Below are 16,298 nucleotides of genomic sequence, written 5' to 3' on the forward strand. Positions count from 1 at the left end.
CAAGTCGAACAAACCCCTGTCCGGTGTTTGTACAACTCGGAAGATTTACGAACCCAGCTTTTTGCTGACCAGTTCGTTAACGGCCTTCGGGTTGGCCTTGCCGCCGGTGGCCTTCATCACCTGACCGACGAACCATCCGGCCAGTTTCGGGTTCACCTTGGCCTTCTCAACCTGTGCCGGATTGGCCGAGATGATCTCGTCCAAAGCGGCCTCGATCGCGCCGGTATCTGTCACCTGTTTCATGCCGCGGTCTTCAACGATCTGCGCCGGGTCACCGCCTTCGGTATAGACGATTTCGAACAGATCCTTGGCGATCTTGCCCGAGATGGCATCCGACGAAATCAGATCAATGATACCCGCCAACTGAGCCGGAGACACCGGAGACTCGGTGATGTCGTGGTCTTCTTTTTTCAGGCGACCAAACAGTTCGTTGATGACCCAGTTCGCGGCCAGCTTGCCGCTGCGCCCCTTGGCGACCTCTTCGAAATAAGCCGCTGATTCCACCTCGGCGGTCAGCACCGATGCGTCATAGTCGGTCAGGCCGAACGCACTGATAAAACGAGCTTTTTTATCGTCTGGCAGCTCGGGCAGATTGGCGGCGATGTCATCCACCCATGCCTGTTCGATCTCCAGCGGCAACAGATCGGGGTCAGGGAAGTAGCGATAGTCATGCGCCTCTTCTTTAGATCTCATCGAGCGTGTCTCACCCTTGTCCGGGTCATACAGACGGGTTTCCTGATCAATCTCGCCACCCGCTTCGACGATTGCGATCTGACGGCGGGCTTCGACCTCAATCGCCTGCTGGATGAACCGCATCGAGTTCATGTTCTTGATCTCGCAGCGCGTGCCCAGGTGCGAAAAGTCCTGTGTTTCCTGATACTTCTCGTAAGCACCCGGCAAACAGATCGAAACGTTTACGTCCGCCCGCAAGTTGCCGTTCTGCATATTGCCGTCGCAGGTGCCTAAGTAACGCATGATCTGACGCAGCTTGGCGATGTAAGCCGCGGCCTCTTCTGGGCCACGAATATCGGGGCGCGAAACGATCTCCATCAGGCACACACCGGTCCGGTTCAGGTCGACAAAGGACATATGCGGGTCCATGTCGTGGATCGATTTGCCCGCGTCCTGCTCCATGTGGATACGCTCGATCCGTACCATACGCGCGGTTCCATCACCCATTTCGACCAGCACTTCGCCTTCACCCACAATAGGCTGATAAAGCTGGGAAATTTGGTAACCCTGCGGCAGGTCTGGGTAGAAATAGTTCTTGCGGTCAAACGCCGATTTCAAGTTGATATCCGCTTTCAGACCCAGCCCGGTGCGCACGGCCTGTTCAACGCAATACTCGTTGATCACTGGCAGCATGCCGGGCATCGCAGCGTCCACGAAGGCCACGTTCGAATTCGGCTCGGCCCCGAATTGGGTTGATGCACCCGAGAACAGCTTGGCATTGGATGAGACCTGAGCGTGCACCTCCATCCCGATCACCAGTTCCCAATCGTGCTTGGCCCCGGCAATGGTTTTGGGTTTGGGCATTTCGTATGTCAGGTCGAGCATGGCGCGCCTCATTTCCGCAGAAGTCTAAGCCTGCGTATTAGGCCCGGCGCGCCAAAGGGGCAAGGGGCAATGGCGCTTTAGTTCCCCGAGAACTGCAGCCCCGACGGTGTAAAGGTCACACTCTGCCCACTGCGCAACTCATCCCGCAACAGATTGGCGATCGCCTTCAGCGCATCGCGGCGACCACGGGCGGCAAAACGCTCGGCCGAGTTGACGCGAAGGCTGTTATTGAACCCGTTAGCCGCATGGGCCCAGATCAGCGGATGCAGTTCGGTCATGTGATCGCGGATCAGCCAGTTTGCGGCCTCGCAAATCTGTTTGCGGGCGATATCGGCGCGCGGGTTCTGGCCCATTCTGTTCTGCAGTGTGACAGAGCAATAGGCCGCCAGCAGGTTGATTGTCTGCTGATCCGGACGACGTGCAACGATATCGCGCAAACCTTCAATGAAGTATTCGACATCCACCCGCGCGCAGGCCTCGTCATCCAGCGCGATGGCGTCGAATTGCACCCAGGTATACCCACCCGCACCCCAATTTTTCTGGGTCCGTGCGGCGTTTCGCAAGGCTTGCACCTCAAGCTGTTCATAGCTGCCGAACCAGCGCGGCAGCAGGTGGCTGCCCATCGCACGCATGTGGCGATGGTTCTGGGGATCCAGCGTGATCAGGGCCTCGTATTTATCAGCAACGCGGGTGCGCGGATCAATGTGTCCTGCCAGCAAGGCGCAATCCGCTGCAGCAATCGCCGGACTGTCGGGCAGCGCAGCGCGGCATTTCGGAAGCAGCGCAGCAGCCCGGTCGAAATGCGCGGCACAACGGGATTGGTGCAGCGCCGGCAGCGTGTCCGGGTGCGCCGTCCCGCGCCAGGCCCACGCCAAATCGATATGGGCCAAGGCAACCACAAGCGTGATCATCGGATCATCGGGATGGTTCTGAATCTCGCCTTCCAATTCCGAGATCCCGCCCAGCAGATCATAGTCTGACAGTGCTTTGCCGTCCGACAGCGCGTGCTCGGCCGCCAAAACCACATCGGACCGGGCCCCAAATGCCAACAGCTCGGAGATCGGCTGCCCGCAAGGGGTAGCCTTGCGCCCCTCATCTGCAGCGCGCATCTCCAGCGACAGTTCTGCCCACATATCCTGCCGCGCCAGATGGCGGCCACGTTCGATCACCTGATGCCCGATCGCATCATTTTCATCTGATTCTGCGATTGGGATGTTCAACTGCCCCGAGGCGACAAGCCATGCAGTAGCATCGGCGACGGACGCAGGCAGAGGTGTAGGGGTGGGATCAGAAGAACCGACAATACGGGCGGCAAAAGCCTTCAAAGACCAAAACATGGCAAAACTCGAACTGGAACAAACTTGTAACCCGTCCAGTTTGCCAAAAAATCTGCTCAAATCAAGACTGCGTCGCGGAGAACCCGCGATTCAGGTGCCAATGTGGCCCAGACTCCATGAATCGTTTCAGAAAACTCTAAAATGATGTCGTTCGACCGCGAATCCCGCCTGATTCAGGACCATTTCGAATTGCTTGTGTGGTGGCAGTGATTCATCGGGTAAACGCACGCGTTTGTCGGATTTCAGAACCGCTGAGACGCGCACCGAGAAATCCCACCGCGTGTCAAACCGGAATCGATCCACCTCGGACAGCTTGAGTTGTCCCTGACGTTGGCCGGTGTGCCAACGCAGGGTTTCATCGGTCAGCTCCATACCTGCGCTGGTGTCCTTGATGACATCCCACAGCGCGGGCAGGGTAGTCAGGGCCAGAAGCGCCATCAGCCACCAGACCGCGTTCAGCAGGATCATCAAAGCGATCAACATCGCGTAAACGCCGATCAGGATCAGAACCGTTCGCTGATTTCGGTTCTGTCGAGTGAACGTAAACGCGGTCATGCGCCCAAGATGCGCGTGACCATTTCGGTCGTGTCCCGGGACAGGTTCGGCGTGTCGGCAATGCGATTCAGTTGTGCAAGTATTAAGGCCTGACGGTCGGCGTTATAGCGTTTCCAAGTTTGGAACACGCTGCACATCCTGGCGGTGGTCTGCGGGTTTACTGGATCAAGTCGGATCAACCAGTCTGCCAGCAGCGCGTAACCTGCTCCGTTCGCTTGGTGGAAGCCTGCGTGGTTGCCTGCCAGGGATCCCATCAAGGCGCGGAAACGATTTGGGTTTTTCCAATTAAAATCAGCATGCTCGGTCAACCTGTGCGCGGTCTCAACCGATTTTTCCGGTCCGGTCATCAAGACCTGCATGGCGAACCACTTGTCCATGACCAGCCGGTCATGCTGCCATTGATCATAGAAGGCGGCCAGCTCACGTTCGCCTTTGCCCGCGCGGAGCAGACAAGACAACGCGGCCAACTGCAGGGTCATGTTGTCAGCACCTGCATATTGCTCTGCGGCCTTGGCACCTCCATCCAGTCTCGAGGTCAGCGCAAGCGCCGCGCTGCCCAAGGCGCGTTTGCCTGATTGTTCAGCGTCCGGCTGATAAGGCGCGTCCACCAGAGTTTCACTGTTCAGACGGGGGAGCAGGTCTTGAACGTGTTGCGCCGTGGCTTGACGCAAAGTCTCAACCGCTCGCCAGATCGCCATCGGGTCGGGGGTGATGCCCTTGTCAAATAGTGTTGCGGCCAGTTCCGATTGCGTCGGCAGACCCAGCATCAGTGCCCGGTAGGCCGGGTCCAGCGCCTCATTCCGTAGCACTGCCAGCAAGCCGTCAAGGTAGTCGGTATCAGGCGTTGCCTCATCGGTGATCATGCGCAGCAGGGTGTCCTCGGCTAGCGACCGCCCTGCCTGCCAGCGGTTGAACGGGTCGGTGTCATGACCCAGAAGGAAGGCGCGTTCGGCATTGCTGATCTCATGTTCAAGGATCACAGGGGCCGAGAAATCACGCAGGATCGAGGGCACAGGTTTGGCCGCGAGACCGGTAAAGGTAAAACTCTGCTCGGCTTCGGTCAGTTCCAGAACTTCGGTCGCACGTATCTCGTCCCCGTTCGGGCCAAGCAGACCCACAGCGATAGGGATGACCTGAGGTTGCTTGTCCTCTTGTCCCGGCGTCGGCTCGGTCCGTTGGCGCAGCGTCAGGGTATAGGTGCCATCAGTCCAGTCTTCGGCAACTGAGACACGGGGGGTACCGGATTGGCTGTACCAACGTTTGAACTGGGTCAGGTCGCGGCCCGTGGTGTCTTCGAATACTTTCAACCAATCTTCGATCGTGCAGGCCTGCCCGTCGTGGCGATCGAAGTACAGGTCCAGTGCTTTGCTGTAGGCCTCATCTCCGACCAGCCGTTTCAGCATCCCGATCACCTCGGCGCCTTTTTCATAGACGGTTGAGGTGTAGAAGTTGTTGATTTCCTGAAAACTCTCGGGCCGGACCGGGTGTGAAAGTGGCCCGTTATCTTCGGGGAATTGCCGCGCGCGCAGGTCGATGGCATCATGGATACGTTTCACAGGAGCCGAGCGCATATCCGAGGTGAACTGCGCATCGCGGAACACGGTCAGCCCCTCCTTCAGGCACAGTTGGAACCAGTCGCGGCAGGTGATGCGGTTGCCGGTCCAGTTGTGGAAATACTCATGTGCGATGATCGCCTCGATCCGTTCGAAATTCATGTCGGTCGAGGTTTCAGGGCTGGCCAGAACGGCGGAGGAGTTGAAGATGTTCAGCCCCTTGTTCTCCATCGCGCCCATGTTGAAATCGTCCACGGCCACGATGTTGAACACGTCCAGATCGTATTCGCGGCCATAGACGTCCTCATCCCATTTCATTGACTTTTTAAGGGCTTCCATGCCAAAGGCGCATTTGCCTTCATCACCAGGGCGGACCCAGAGGTTCAATTCGACGTCGCGACCGGATTTGGTGGTGAAGTTGTCTGACGTGGCCACCAGATTTCCAGCAACGAGTGCAAAGAGATAGGCTGGTTTTGGCCAAGGATCGTGCCATTCCGCGCTGTTCCAATCAGAAATGACCGGGTTGCCATTGGACAGCATAACCGCCGGTGTGTCGGATACAATGCGTACGGTGAATACACTCATCACATCCGGGCGGTCGGGGTAATAGGTGATCTTGCGAAACCCTTCGGCCTCGCATTGGGTGCAATACATGCCGTTCGACATATACAGCCCCTCAAGCGCGGTGTTATTGCCGGGATCGATCTCAACCACGGCCTCCCACACGAAAGGCGCGTCTGGAACCGGTGCGGTGAGGCCTTCGGTGGTCACCTCAGGCGTGATCACGTCGCCATCAATTGCGGCACGGATCAGCTTTAGCTCTTCGCCATGCAGAAAAAACGTGCGGTCGGTCGCTTCGGGGTTCGGACGGAAGGCGATGCGGGAAGTGACGCGAGTGGCGTGTGCGGCCAGATCGAAGGTCAGATGCACACTGTCCACTAGAAACCCGAACGGAGTGTAGTCTTTCAGATAAATCGTTGTGGGGGCGGCGTCGCGCATCGGGGGCCTCATCGACTGGGAATCTGGCGAGACGTTATGGGCTTCGCGCGGACGCTGCAACCGATGTGCCATTGCCGCTGTTCATTTGAGACGGTTCGCGCTGGGTCAAATGCCCCTCATGTCGGGACAGAAGTTGCCTATCGGAAACGAACGCCCTAATTGAGGAGCGCATACAATGGCACACAATCGTAGGGGATTCGGAATATGAGCAGCAGAGAGACCCGCAACGGGCTGCAGATTGACCCGGTTCTGGTGGATTTCATCGAACAGAAGGCGCTGCCGGGCACGGAAGTTTCGGCAATTGATTTCTGGGCGGGTCTGGCGCGCTTGGCCAATGAACTTGGGCCGAAAAACCGGGCGCTGCTGGACAAGCGGGCTGACATTCAGGGCCGGATCGATGGCTGGCACGCGGCGCGGCGGGGGTTGCCCATTGACGCGGCTGAATATCAGTCTTTTCTGCGTGAGATTGGGTATCTGGTAGAGGAAGGCGACGATTTCGAGATCGAGACAGCCAGTGTCGACCCTGAAATCGCGCTAATCCCCGGACCGCAATTGGTTGTGCCGATCACCAACGCGCGCTTTGCGTTGAATGCCGCAAATGCGCGCTGGGGCAGTTTATATGATGCGCTTTATGGAACAGATGCGTTAGGCGATCTGCCGACAGGCAAGGCTTATGACGCCGGGCGCGGTGCGCGGGTCATCGCCTGGGCCAAGGCGTTCCTGGATGAGGCTGTGCCGCTATCCGAAGGGTCCTGGGCGGAGGTCTCCGGGTTAAGCGTTAGGGACGGTGCGCTAATACCGAAGCTCGCCGACCCGTCTCAGTTCGCAGGCTACGCTGGCGCAGCTGAAGCACCGGAGTTTGTACTGCTGCGCAACAACGGGTTGCACATTCAAGTCAGGATTGATGCGCATAGCACAATTGGCGCCACCGATCCTGCAGGTATTTCTGATGTCCGTTTGGAATCCGCGCTTTCGACCATCATGGATTGCGAGGATTCTGTTGCTTGTGTCGACGCGACCGACAAGGTGTTGGCCTATGGAAACTGGCTTGGCTTGATGGCCGGCAACCTGACCGAAGAGGTTACGAAAGGCGGCACAACCTTCACGCGCAAGCTTGCCGGGGATTTGGCCTACATGGCTCCGAATGGCACGCCAGCCACTCTGAAAGGTCGGTCGCTGATGCTGGTGCGAAATGTGGGCCATCTAATGACGAACCCCGCAGTGCTGGATGCCGAAGGGCGCGAGATTGGTGAAGGTTTGATGGACGCGCTCTGCACAACGCTGATCGCCATGCATGACCTGAAGCGCGAGGGCGGGAACTCGGTCAAGGGGTCTGTCTATGTGGTCAAACCCAAGATGCACGGGCCCGAGGAGGTGGCGTTTTCGGTCGAGATTTTCGACATGGTCGAGGATATCCTGGGCCTGCCGCGCAATACGGTGAAGCTGGGCATTATGGATGAAGAGCGGCGCACATCGGCCAACCTCAAGGAATGCATCCGGGCCGCAAAATCGCGCGTGGCCTTTATCAATACCGGATTCCTGGATCGGACTGGGGATGAGATTCATACTTCTATGGAAGCAGGCCCGATGCTGCCGAAGGGCGATATCAAGGATACGCCATGGATTGCGTCTTACGAGGATCGCAATGTGGATATCGGACTGGTCTGCGGCCTGAAAGGCAGAGCGCAAATTGGCAAGGGTATGTGGGCCATGCCCGATCGGATGGCGGACATGCTGGCGACCAAGATCGGCCACCCGCAATCCGGTGCAACCTGCGCCTGGGTGCCGTCACCTACTGCGGCAACGCTTCACGCAACCCACTATCACAAGATCGATGTGATGGCGCGCCAGGATGAATTGGCCGCTGGTGGGGCTCGTGGTACGTTGAATGATCTGCTGACCATACCTCTGCTGGGCGGGCGTAATCTCAGCGCTGGTGAGATCACCCGTGAGATCGAAAACAACGCACAAGGAATCTTGGGCTATGTTGTGCGCTGGATTGATCAGGGTGTTGGCTGTTCGAAAGTTCCGGATATCAACGACATAGGTCTGATGGAGGACCGCGCGACCTGCCGGATTTCTTCGCAGGCTCTGGCCAACTGGTTGCTCCACGATGTGGTCAGTCAGGAACAGGTGATGGCGGCCATGCAGAAAATGGCCGCGGTAGTGGACCGTCAGAACGAAGGCGATCCGGCCTACAGGCCCATGGCACCGGGTTTTGACGGGGTGGCGTTTCAGGCGGCTTGTGATCTGGTGTTCCGGGGGCGGGTGCAGCCCTCGGGTTATACCGAGCCTGTGCTGCACGCCCGTCGCCTGGAACTGAAGGCAAGTTTGAGCTAGGGGCAAGGGCAGGAACGAGGGGGCTGTCTGCCCCCTCGTGCTCCCCCGAAGGTATTTTTGGCCAGATGAAAAGGATCGGGCATGAACATTTCATTGCGCAAAGCGCGGACCATCATTCGTAAAGCTCTGGAAAAAGGGCGCGAGATGGAGCTGAAACCGCTCTCGGTTGTTGTCCTGGACGCCGGAGGCCACGTGATCTCGTTCGAACGCGAAGATGGCGCCGCGCCGGGGCGTTTTGCAATCGCACATGGCAAGGCTTACGGATCGGTAATGCTAGGTATGGCGGGGACCGCGCAGATGCAGCGGGCCGAAGGGCAGGCCTATTTCATGGCGGCCGTGAACGGGGTTTATGGCGGTCAGGTTGTTCCGGTTCCTGGCGGTGTGCTGCTGCGTGACCGCAAGGGTGCGGTGGTTGGTGCCGTAGGTGTAACCGGCGACACTTCGGATAATGACGCAGCGGCCGCGTTGGCAGGTATCGAAGCCGCTGGGTTGACGGGCGAGATCTGACCCCTTTATCGAACTTCATCAGGGATGTGCGTCGCTGAACACGCGCTTGCGCTACCATGCAGGGTCTGTGCCGTTGCGCGCGGCCAAACCTGCCGATAGGTTTTGCAGGAAATGAGCGATACAAGGGACTTGGAATGGCGCGCCCCGTCGTTGGAATAATCGGCAACTCTTATCTGATGAATGATCAGTATCCGACCCATGCGGGCGGAACGATGAATTCCGAGGCGGTCTCGAACGTGTCTGACTGTCTGCCGCTACTGATCCCCGCCGACCCGCGTTATGTAGCGGTTGATGAGTTGCTCGAGGTTTGCGACGGCTTCCTGCTGACCGGCGGCCGTCCGAACGTTCACCCCGAAGAATATGGCGAGCCCGCGACCGAGGCGCATGGTGAGTTTGACCGCGCGCGGGATGCAATCACGCTGCCTTTAATCCGGGCTTGTGCTGAGCGGGGTCAGCCGTTCTTTGGGATTTGTCGCGGGTTTCAAGAAGTAAACGTCGCCTTGGGTGGTACGCTCTACCCTGAGATTCGTGACCTCCCGGGGCGTCAGAACCACCGGATGCCACCCGACGGCACTTTGGAGGAGAAGTTTGCTCTGCGCCATGTTGTGTCGCTAACCGAAGGTGGTGTGTTCCACCGCCTGCTGGGCGCGGCCGAAGTTATGACCAATACGTTACACGGACAAGGGATCAAGACGCTGGGCGAGAATGTGGTGATCGATGGCCACGCGCCTGATGGCACGCCTGAGGCGATCTATGTCGAGGATGCCCCCGGCTTTACCCTTTCGGTCCAATGGCACCCTGAATGGGACGCGGCGAATGACCCGGTCTCGCGGCCATTGTTCAAGGAATTTGGTCGCGCCGTATACGATTGGAAAAACGCGAAAACGGTCGGGGCGATCCGGCAGTCTGCATAGTCACGCTAATCTGTCGATGGATCGTTCTAAGGTTTGCCGGCAACATTCGAATAAAAAGATAATTGGATATCTTCCCTGAACCGCGAATTTGCGCCGAGATACCCTTGGCCATATTCAAATCTGACTGGGTTCGGAGAAGTTCATGCACAGCTTTTCAGGAAAGTACCCTCGCGGTTTAAGAGAATTCGTTCCTGCGGCACTTTTTTTGGCGGTCCTGGGAACTGCTGGGCATGCGCAACAATGCAGCTCGGCCGGAGACCTGCTTTACATCGGGCGAACACCTGACTCTTCATCCTCATTGTGGTTATCGCAGACGGAAAGCGGTGCTTTTCGTCTGGAGGCTGCACAGGGCAACACGACCGTTGATACCTGGAGCCGATCTCGGCCTGGAGTTCATCTAAGCTTGTCTCCCTTCGTATCTAATGGATCAGGGGGCGTTCATCGTCTGTTCAAACGCGGAGGGGCACCAAATGGGCGCGACTGTCTGATCGATACGCAAAACCAAAAAAGAGATTGGACGCTGCCGGGTTGGGGTGGTGGCAATGGTGGCGGCGGGGGAGGAAACGGAGGCGGCTCGGGTGGATCCGGCGGCGGTTCCGGGGGTGGCTTCGGCGGTGGCGGCGGCTCGGGTGGATCAGGTGGCGGATTCGGAGGCGGGGGCGGCTTTGGAGGCGGCGGTTCCGGGGGTGGCTTCGGCGGTGGCGGCGGCTCGGGCGGATCCGGTGGTGGCTCTGGTGGCGGATCCGGTGGTGGCTCTGGTGGCGGTTCCGGAGGGTCGGGCGGTGGAATTGGCAACATAGGCGAGACAGGTCGACCCGTTAATCCGCTCTACGTAAGTGGGCGACCATCGGGCGATGACCAAGCCTGCGTGGCGGATGCGACGGGTAAGCTTGACCCTGCCTTGTGCGATCCGGTTGTCGGCCCTCCGCTGACGGAGGGGCGCGAGTTTGGGCCAGAATCTGTTTGGAATGTATGGACCAATTTCACCTACACAGACATTGAAGACACCCGTGGAAACAGCGAACTGGATGTGAACGACAGCTTTTTCGAAATTGGGATCGACCGTCTTGTCCAAGAAAACCTCGTGCTTGGTTTGCAGCTTGAATACGAAAACACTCAGCTGGACGGCTTTCAGGGGCAGTTTTCTCAGGATACTTCGGGATTCGCGATCGGACCCTATTTCGCCTGGCGGATGTCTGAGAGGTGGGTTCTAAACGGTCTCGCCACGATCGGTCGCTTCTCCACGGATGTGGATGTGCTGGAGCTGAGCGGTGATTTTGATCGCACCCGTTGGCGCGCGAATCTCGAGGCAATCGGACAATATGAGGCTGGAGCTTACTTAATTCGTCCGTCGATCTCGTTTGATTACTATAATTACAGTGCCGAGGATTACGATCTCACCGGGACGTATCTGGGAAATCCAGCCGAGTTTATTGGTGAAATCCAAGAAGCAAAATACAGTGCCCTAACGCCCGAGGTCGAAGTAAGTCGTCCGTTCTTCAATGGCAGCTCTGTCATTTCACCTTATGCATCGCTCAGCGCGACCTATTGGTTTGAACGCGAGAACTTAGGGGGTGGAACAGTTGCAAACACTGACAATGATGTTGTTTGGTCAACCCGTTTGGGTGTGAGAGGACGCACAAGCAAGACGGTGTTTCTGGAGGCTTCAATCGGATATCTCGACATGTTCGAAAGTGATTTTGAAGCGACGGAAGCTGCAATCTTTCTCTCTGTCAACTTCTAAGGCCATCAGAAAGAGCGAGCGCCGACCCAGAGCCGGGTCGGCGCAAATTGATCATACGAGCAAGTCGAACTGCTTGTTCAGCGGCAAGCTGCGCGCGCGTTGGCCGGTCAGGTCGAACAGCGCGTTGCCCAAAGCGGGCATCGACGGCGGTGTCCCCGGTTCACCGACACCGCCCAGATGTTTGTTGGTCTCGAGTATCCGGACTTCCGTGATCGGTGTGCTTTGCATCCTTAACGCATCATAATCCGGGAAATTATACTGTTCGACCTCACCATCGGCAAAGGTGATCTCTTCTTGAACGGCGGCAGACAATCCGTAGATCATGCCGCCGATCATCTGCGCCTCGACCGTCGCCGGATCCAAAGCCAAGCCGACATCGCAGGCGATCCAGGCCTTGTTGATGCGGATGGTGCCGTCTTCGTCCACCACTTCGATGACCTGTGCGACAGGGGTGCCAAAGCTGTAGGCCATTGCCACGCCACGTCCGACACCATCGGGGGTTTTGCCGGTCCAGCCTGACATCTCTTTCACGGCCTCCAGGCACCCCGCAGCCGGGGCGAACTCGGACCTTGCCAACTCCAGCCGGAACTCCAGCGGGTCGCGCCCGGCGGCATGGGCCATTTCATCCAGGAAGGTCTCGTGGAAGAAGGCATTGTGGCTGTTGCCGACCGAGCGCCAGAAACCAACCGGTACAGCCAAATCGGCAACGTGACCACTCATTCTGTAGTTCGGCACCGCGTAGGGCTGGTTGAAAAAGCCTTCGACCAGAACCTTGTCGGGGCCGCCGCCAGAGAAACCCGTCACACGTTCGACCGCTTGGTGGGTCGGGGATTGCGAAGCAACCTTACCGTCGATCAGAACGGCCTTGCCATCCTTCACTGCCCCCCGCATGCGCGCCATCGCGCCGGGGCGGTAGAAATCGTGACGCATATCCTCTTCGCGGCTCCACGTCGTTTGCACAGGGGTGCCTGGAATGGCCATGGCGACCTTTGTGGCGATCTCGCCGAAATCCAACTCGCCCCGGCGGCCGAAACCGCCGCCCAGATAGGTGGTGTGAATCTCAACCGCTTCGGTATCTAGACCGGCGGTGTTGGCTGCGCGGATCTGGATCAGGGTCGGGGCCTGATTGCCGCACCACAGGTCCAGCTTGTTACTGGTATAGAGCGCCGTGGCGTTCATCGGTTCCATTGTGGCGTGGGCCAGATAGGGCACGGTATATTCTGCCGTAATCTCGGTGGCACCTTCAGGAAGCGTTTCGACATCGCCTTCATCGCGCATGGTCGAGTTCGGGGCGTCATCAAACGCCTTGGCAATTTGCGCGAATACCGCATCAGTATCGGGCGGATAGGGGGCATCGCCCCAATCCACGTCAATCGCCTCGACCGCCTGCATGGCAAGCCAAGTGTTGTTGGCAATCACCGCGACGCCCGTGCCCAGATCGACGATCTTTTCAACGCCGGGCATGGCTTCTGCAGCACTGGCGTCAAAGCCGTTCATTGCCCCGCCCAGCTTGGGGTTCATGCGGACCGAGGCGAATTTCAGGCCCTCTGGCCGTACATCGATGCCAAAGGTGGCGGTGCCGGTGGATTTGCCCGGAATGTCGACGCGGGGCAGGGATTTGCCGATCAAACGCCATTCGGACGGATCACGCAGGGAAACCTCGGGCGGTTCGATCTGGCCTGCGGCCTCGGCCAGTTCGCTAAAGGGAATGCGCGTGCCATCCGGGGCAACCACAGCACCATTTTCGGTCATGAGTTGATCGCGATCGACCCCCAGTTGGTCCGCGGCAGCCTGCTTCAAGGTTTCTCGCGCAGTAGCGCCGGCCATCCGCATCCGTTCGAACCCGTCTTTCATCGAGGTTGAGCCGCCGGTAACCTGCAGGCTTAACGTTTTGCCCAGAACACCCAGTGCCTCACCCAGATTGTGCTGGAAATCCGAGATGTCATAGCCCTTGCCTGGCAGGCTTTCCCCCATAAGAGCATGGTTGTAATAGGCGGCAGCAGCAGGTCCGTGCAGCACACGGATTTCGTCCAGCTCAACATCCAGCTCCTCGGCGATCAGTGCTGCCCAGGTGGTCATAACGCCCTGACCCATTTCAGCGCGGGGGGCGAACAGGGTCACGCCCTGCTGGTCGATCAGAACAAAGGGGCTAAGCGCGGTTTCCCCGTCACGCGGTTTCAGCGGGTTCGCAGCTGGACGCGTGACGTAGTAGGCACCGAAGGCCACTCCACCTACGATGGCGGCAGTTCCGATCAGGAATGTGCGGCGAACGATTTTACCGATACGTCCCATGGCTCAAGCCTCCTTCAACTTGGCAGCGGCATCATGGATGGCCGCGCGGATGCGAGGATAGGTGCCACAGCGGCAAAGGTTGCCTTGCATCGCATCGTCGATGTCTTCGTCCGTTGGGGCCGGGTTTTCAGCCAGTAGCGATGCGGCCTGCATGATCTGGCCCGACTGGCAGTAACCACATTGGGCCACTTGGTGGTCAACCCAGGCCTTCTGGATCGTTGCCATGGCGTCAGGCGTGCCAAGCCCCTCGATCGTGGTGACATCACCCCAAACATCCGAGAGCGCTACCTGGCAGGACCGCACGGCCTCACCATCAATATGAACGGTGCAGGCACCGCAGGCAGCCACACCACAGCCGAACTTGGTACCGGTTAGTCCAACCTCATCACGCAGAACCCATAACAAGGGCACATCATCAGGCAGATCAACCTGATGGGTCTTTCCGTTGATCTTAAGGGCCGTCGCCATGGCGCACCTCTCTTAGCTTTGGCTGGTTTCTGACATAATTAATGAAAAGTGTCAGTTTGTCAATTGACAAAATGAACAAGAAGTGTCAGAGGTTCTCGCATGACGAGTGTAAGTGAAGATTCCAAGACAGCGGCCATTCTGAAATCGGCATTTCAGGCCTTTGCGACCTATGGGTTTAAGAAAACTTCGATGGATGACATTGCCAAAGGGGCAGGGATGTCCCGGCCTGCGGTCTATCTGCATTTCAAGAATAAAGAGGCCATCGTTCGCGAACTGACGCAGTTTTATTATGGCGAGAAAGTTACCCTAGTCGCTGAAGCCTTGGCCAGCGAAGGTCCTTTGCCTCAGATCCTCGCTCAGGCGATCGAGGCGCAATCAAACGGGATGGCTGAAATTTTGGCCTCACCTCATGGGCTTGAAATGCTGGACGCGACCAAATCCATGTCGACGGATATCGTTCAGGAGGGCGAGGCCAAATTGACGCGACTTTACGCCGAATGGTTACGGCGCGAGGATGCGGCAGGTCGCGCGCATTTGCCTGTCGGCCCGGATGAGGCCGCAAAGACAATCACCACATCGCTGAAGGGCGTCAAGATGACAGCCTCCAGCGCTGAAGAGTTCGAACAAGGCATTTCGCAATTGGCCACGCTTTTGGGCGCGGCGCTTGAGGTCAGGTGACGCGCTGACGGATTTTGTATTCCGGTTTGTCCCACAGCTTGTTGGTTATGATATCGGCCAGAATTTGGGCGGCCTGTTCTACATCCCCTTCATCGACATATAGCGGTGTGAAGCCAAACCGCATGATATCGGGCGCTCGGAAATCGCCGATCACGCCACGCGCGATCAAAGCCTGCATGGCAGCGTATCCTTCATCAAAATGAAACGATACTTGACTTCCGCGCTGGGCTGGATCGCGGGGGCTTGCGAGTGTCAATCCCGGGCAGGTAGCCTCAACCCGGGTAATGAATAATTCGGTCAATTCGATTGACTTGGCGCGCACATCGGCCATTTCAGCCATGTCCCAGATATCCATCGCTGCCGACAGCGCTGCCATCTGAATGACCGGAGGGGTTCCGACCCGCATCCTCTCGATTCCCGCGCCGGGGCGATAGTCGAGATCGAAGGCAAAGGGGGCTTCATGCCCCAACCAGCCCGAAAGCGCCGGGCGCACGCGATCCGACAGACGCGTAGCGACATAGACGAACGCTGGCGCGCCGGGACCGCCATTGAGGTACTTATACGTGCAGCCAACAGCGAAATCCGCGTTGCAACCGGACAGATCGACCGGGATTGCCCCCGCAGAATGGGCAAGGTCCCAGACGGTCACGACACCGTTCGCGTGGGCCAGTTCGGTCAAAGCCTTCATGTCATGCATACGGCCGGAGCGATAATCGACCTCGGTCAGCATCAGAACGGCGACCTCTTCGGTGATATGTGCAGCGACGTTTTCGGGATCGACCACGCGCAGTTCGTAATCCGTCCCCAGTGATCGCAACAGCCCATCTGCCATGTAAAGATCCGACGGGAAGTTGCCGTTGTCCGACAGGACCAGCTTGCGGGTCGGGTTCAGTTCCAGCGCTGAGGCGACCGCCTGATAAACCTTGATCGACAGAGTATCGCCCACCACGACGCTGCCGGGCTCTGCCCCGATCAGCCGTCCGATCCGATCCCCCAGGCCGGTCGGCATGCCCATCCACCCGGCTTTGTTCCAGCCGGTGATCAGCAACTGACCCCATTCGTCCTTCATCATGCTTCCGACACGGTCACCGGCTGATTTCGGCAATGGGCCCAGAGAGTTACCGTCGAGATAAAGAACGCCCTCGGGCAGGTGAAACATGGATTTGGTTTTGGCGAAATCGGTCATGGCGAGGCTTTGTCTTTCTGAAACAGTCAGGTTGTAACTGGCTATCTGATACCGTTGTGTCTGTCTATTGGTGCGGGTTGTCCAGCGCCCTGGGTCGATGCGACACCCTGCGCTTTTGCCAATGCGGTCAGAAAACGATAGGAGAGCGATCAGAAGCGACATTTGCCA

12 protein-coding genes are annotated in these 16,298 nt (G+C 58.1%); 5 read left to right on the forward strand and 7 right to left on the reverse strand.

Annotated elements, in window-relative coordinates; genetic code table 11:
- Nucleotides 1-45: 45 nt before the first annotated feature.
- The 4 genes from gatB to pepN form a co-directional block, all read right to left on the reverse strand.
- Nucleotides 46-1,557, reverse strand: coding sequence for an Asp-tRNA(Asn)/Glu-tRNA(Gln) amidotransferase subunit GatB (gene gatB / locus ACR0AH_RS12870; protein WP_170424174.1), 1,512 nt, complete (start codon nucleotides 1,555-1,557; stop codon nucleotides 46-48).
- A gap of 77 nt (nucleotides 1,558-1,634) precedes the next feature.
- The gene (locus tag ACR0AH_RS12875) at nucleotides 1,635-2,894 is read right to left on the reverse strand and encodes a hypothetical protein (protein ID WP_170733179.1); all 1,260 of its coding nucleotides are present in this window, start codon (nucleotides 2,892-2,894) and stop codon (nucleotides 1,635-1,637) included.
- Nucleotides 2,895-3,020: 126 nt separating this feature from the next.
- Nucleotides 3,021-3,449, reverse strand: a complete 429-nt coding sequence (locus ACR0AH_RS12880) for a hypothetical protein (RefSeq protein WP_170397141.1) — start codon at nucleotides 3,447-3,449, stop codon at nucleotides 3,021-3,023.
- Entirely contained in the window at nucleotides 3,446-6,001 is a 2,556-nt protein-coding gene (gene pepN / locus ACR0AH_RS12885) for an aminopeptidase N (RefSeq protein ID WP_480592224.1), read from the reverse strand. The genes ACR0AH_RS12880 and pepN overlap by 4 nt, the downstream gene beginning before the upstream one ends.
- Before the next feature lie 204 nt (nucleotides 6,002-6,205).
- Between pepN and ACR0AH_RS12890 the strand changes: the two genes are divergently transcribed.
- The 4 genes from ACR0AH_RS12890 to ACR0AH_RS12905 all read left to right on the forward strand — a co-directional run bounded on the left by ACR0AH_RS12890 (nucleotide 6,206) and on the right by ACR0AH_RS12905 (nucleotide 11,506).
- Complete coding sequence (locus tag ACR0AH_RS12890; protein ID WP_480592226.1) at nucleotides 6,206-8,341, forward strand: malate synthase G; 2,136 nt, start codon at nucleotides 6,206-6,208, stop codon at nucleotides 8,339-8,341.
- A gap of 81 nt (nucleotides 8,342-8,422) precedes the next feature.
- Nucleotides 8,423-8,848, forward strand: a complete 426-nt coding sequence (locus tag ACR0AH_RS12895) for a GlcG/HbpS family heme-binding protein (protein WP_170466015.1) — start codon at nucleotides 8,423-8,425, stop codon at nucleotides 8,846-8,848.
- A gap of 134 nt (nucleotides 8,849-8,982) precedes the next feature.
- Nucleotides 8,983-9,762 (forward strand): gamma-glutamyl-gamma-aminobutyrate hydrolase family protein, encoded by a 780-nt coding sequence (locus ACR0AH_RS12900; protein WP_170397133.1) that lies wholly within the window; start codon nucleotides 8,983-8,985, stop codon nucleotides 9,760-9,762.
- Nucleotides 9,763-10,165: 403 nt separating this feature from the next.
- A complete protein-coding gene (locus ACR0AH_RS12905; protein WP_480592228.1) occupies nucleotides 10,166-11,506 on the forward strand; it encodes an autotransporter outer membrane beta-barrel domain-containing protein in 1,341 nt (446 codons plus the stop codon).
- Nucleotides 11,507-11,557: 51 nt separating this feature from the next.
- Here ACR0AH_RS12905 and ACR0AH_RS12910 read toward each other — a convergent pair whose 3' ends face one another.
- Nucleotides 11,558-13,798 carry a xanthine dehydrogenase family protein molybdopterin-binding subunit gene (locus tag ACR0AH_RS12910; protein WP_480592229.1) on the reverse strand — a complete coding sequence of 747 codons (2,241 nt, stop codon included), beginning with the start codon at nucleotides 13,796-13,798 and terminating at the stop codon, nucleotides 11,558-11,560.
- Between the two features lie 3 nt (nucleotides 13,799-13,801).
- Nucleotides 13,802-14,266: a (2Fe-2S)-binding protein gene (locus ACR0AH_RS12915; RefSeq protein WP_170397127.1), complete on the reverse strand. Its 465-nt coding sequence runs from the start codon at nucleotides 14,264-14,266 to the stop codon at nucleotides 13,802-13,804.
- 99 nt (nucleotides 14,267-14,365) lie between these two features.
- Between ACR0AH_RS12915 and ACR0AH_RS12920 the strand changes: the two genes are divergently transcribed.
- On the forward strand, nucleotides 14,366-14,944 hold the full coding sequence (locus ACR0AH_RS12920) for a TetR/AcrR family transcriptional regulator (protein ID WP_170397125.1): 579 nt from the start codon (nucleotides 14,366-14,368) through the stop codon (nucleotides 14,942-14,944).
- On the opposite strand, the gene kynU is transcribed toward ACR0AH_RS12920, so the two are convergent.
- Nucleotides 14,937-16,130 (reverse strand): kynureninase, encoded by a 1,194-nt coding sequence (kynU, locus tag ACR0AH_RS12925; RefSeq protein WP_480592230.1) that lies wholly within the window; start codon nucleotides 16,128-16,130, stop codon nucleotides 14,937-14,939. The genes ACR0AH_RS12920 and kynU overlap by 8 nt on opposite strands.
- Between the last annotated feature and the right edge of the window lie 168 nt (nucleotides 16,131-16,298).

This window comes from Ruegeria sp. AM5 (genome assembly GCF_056540645.1).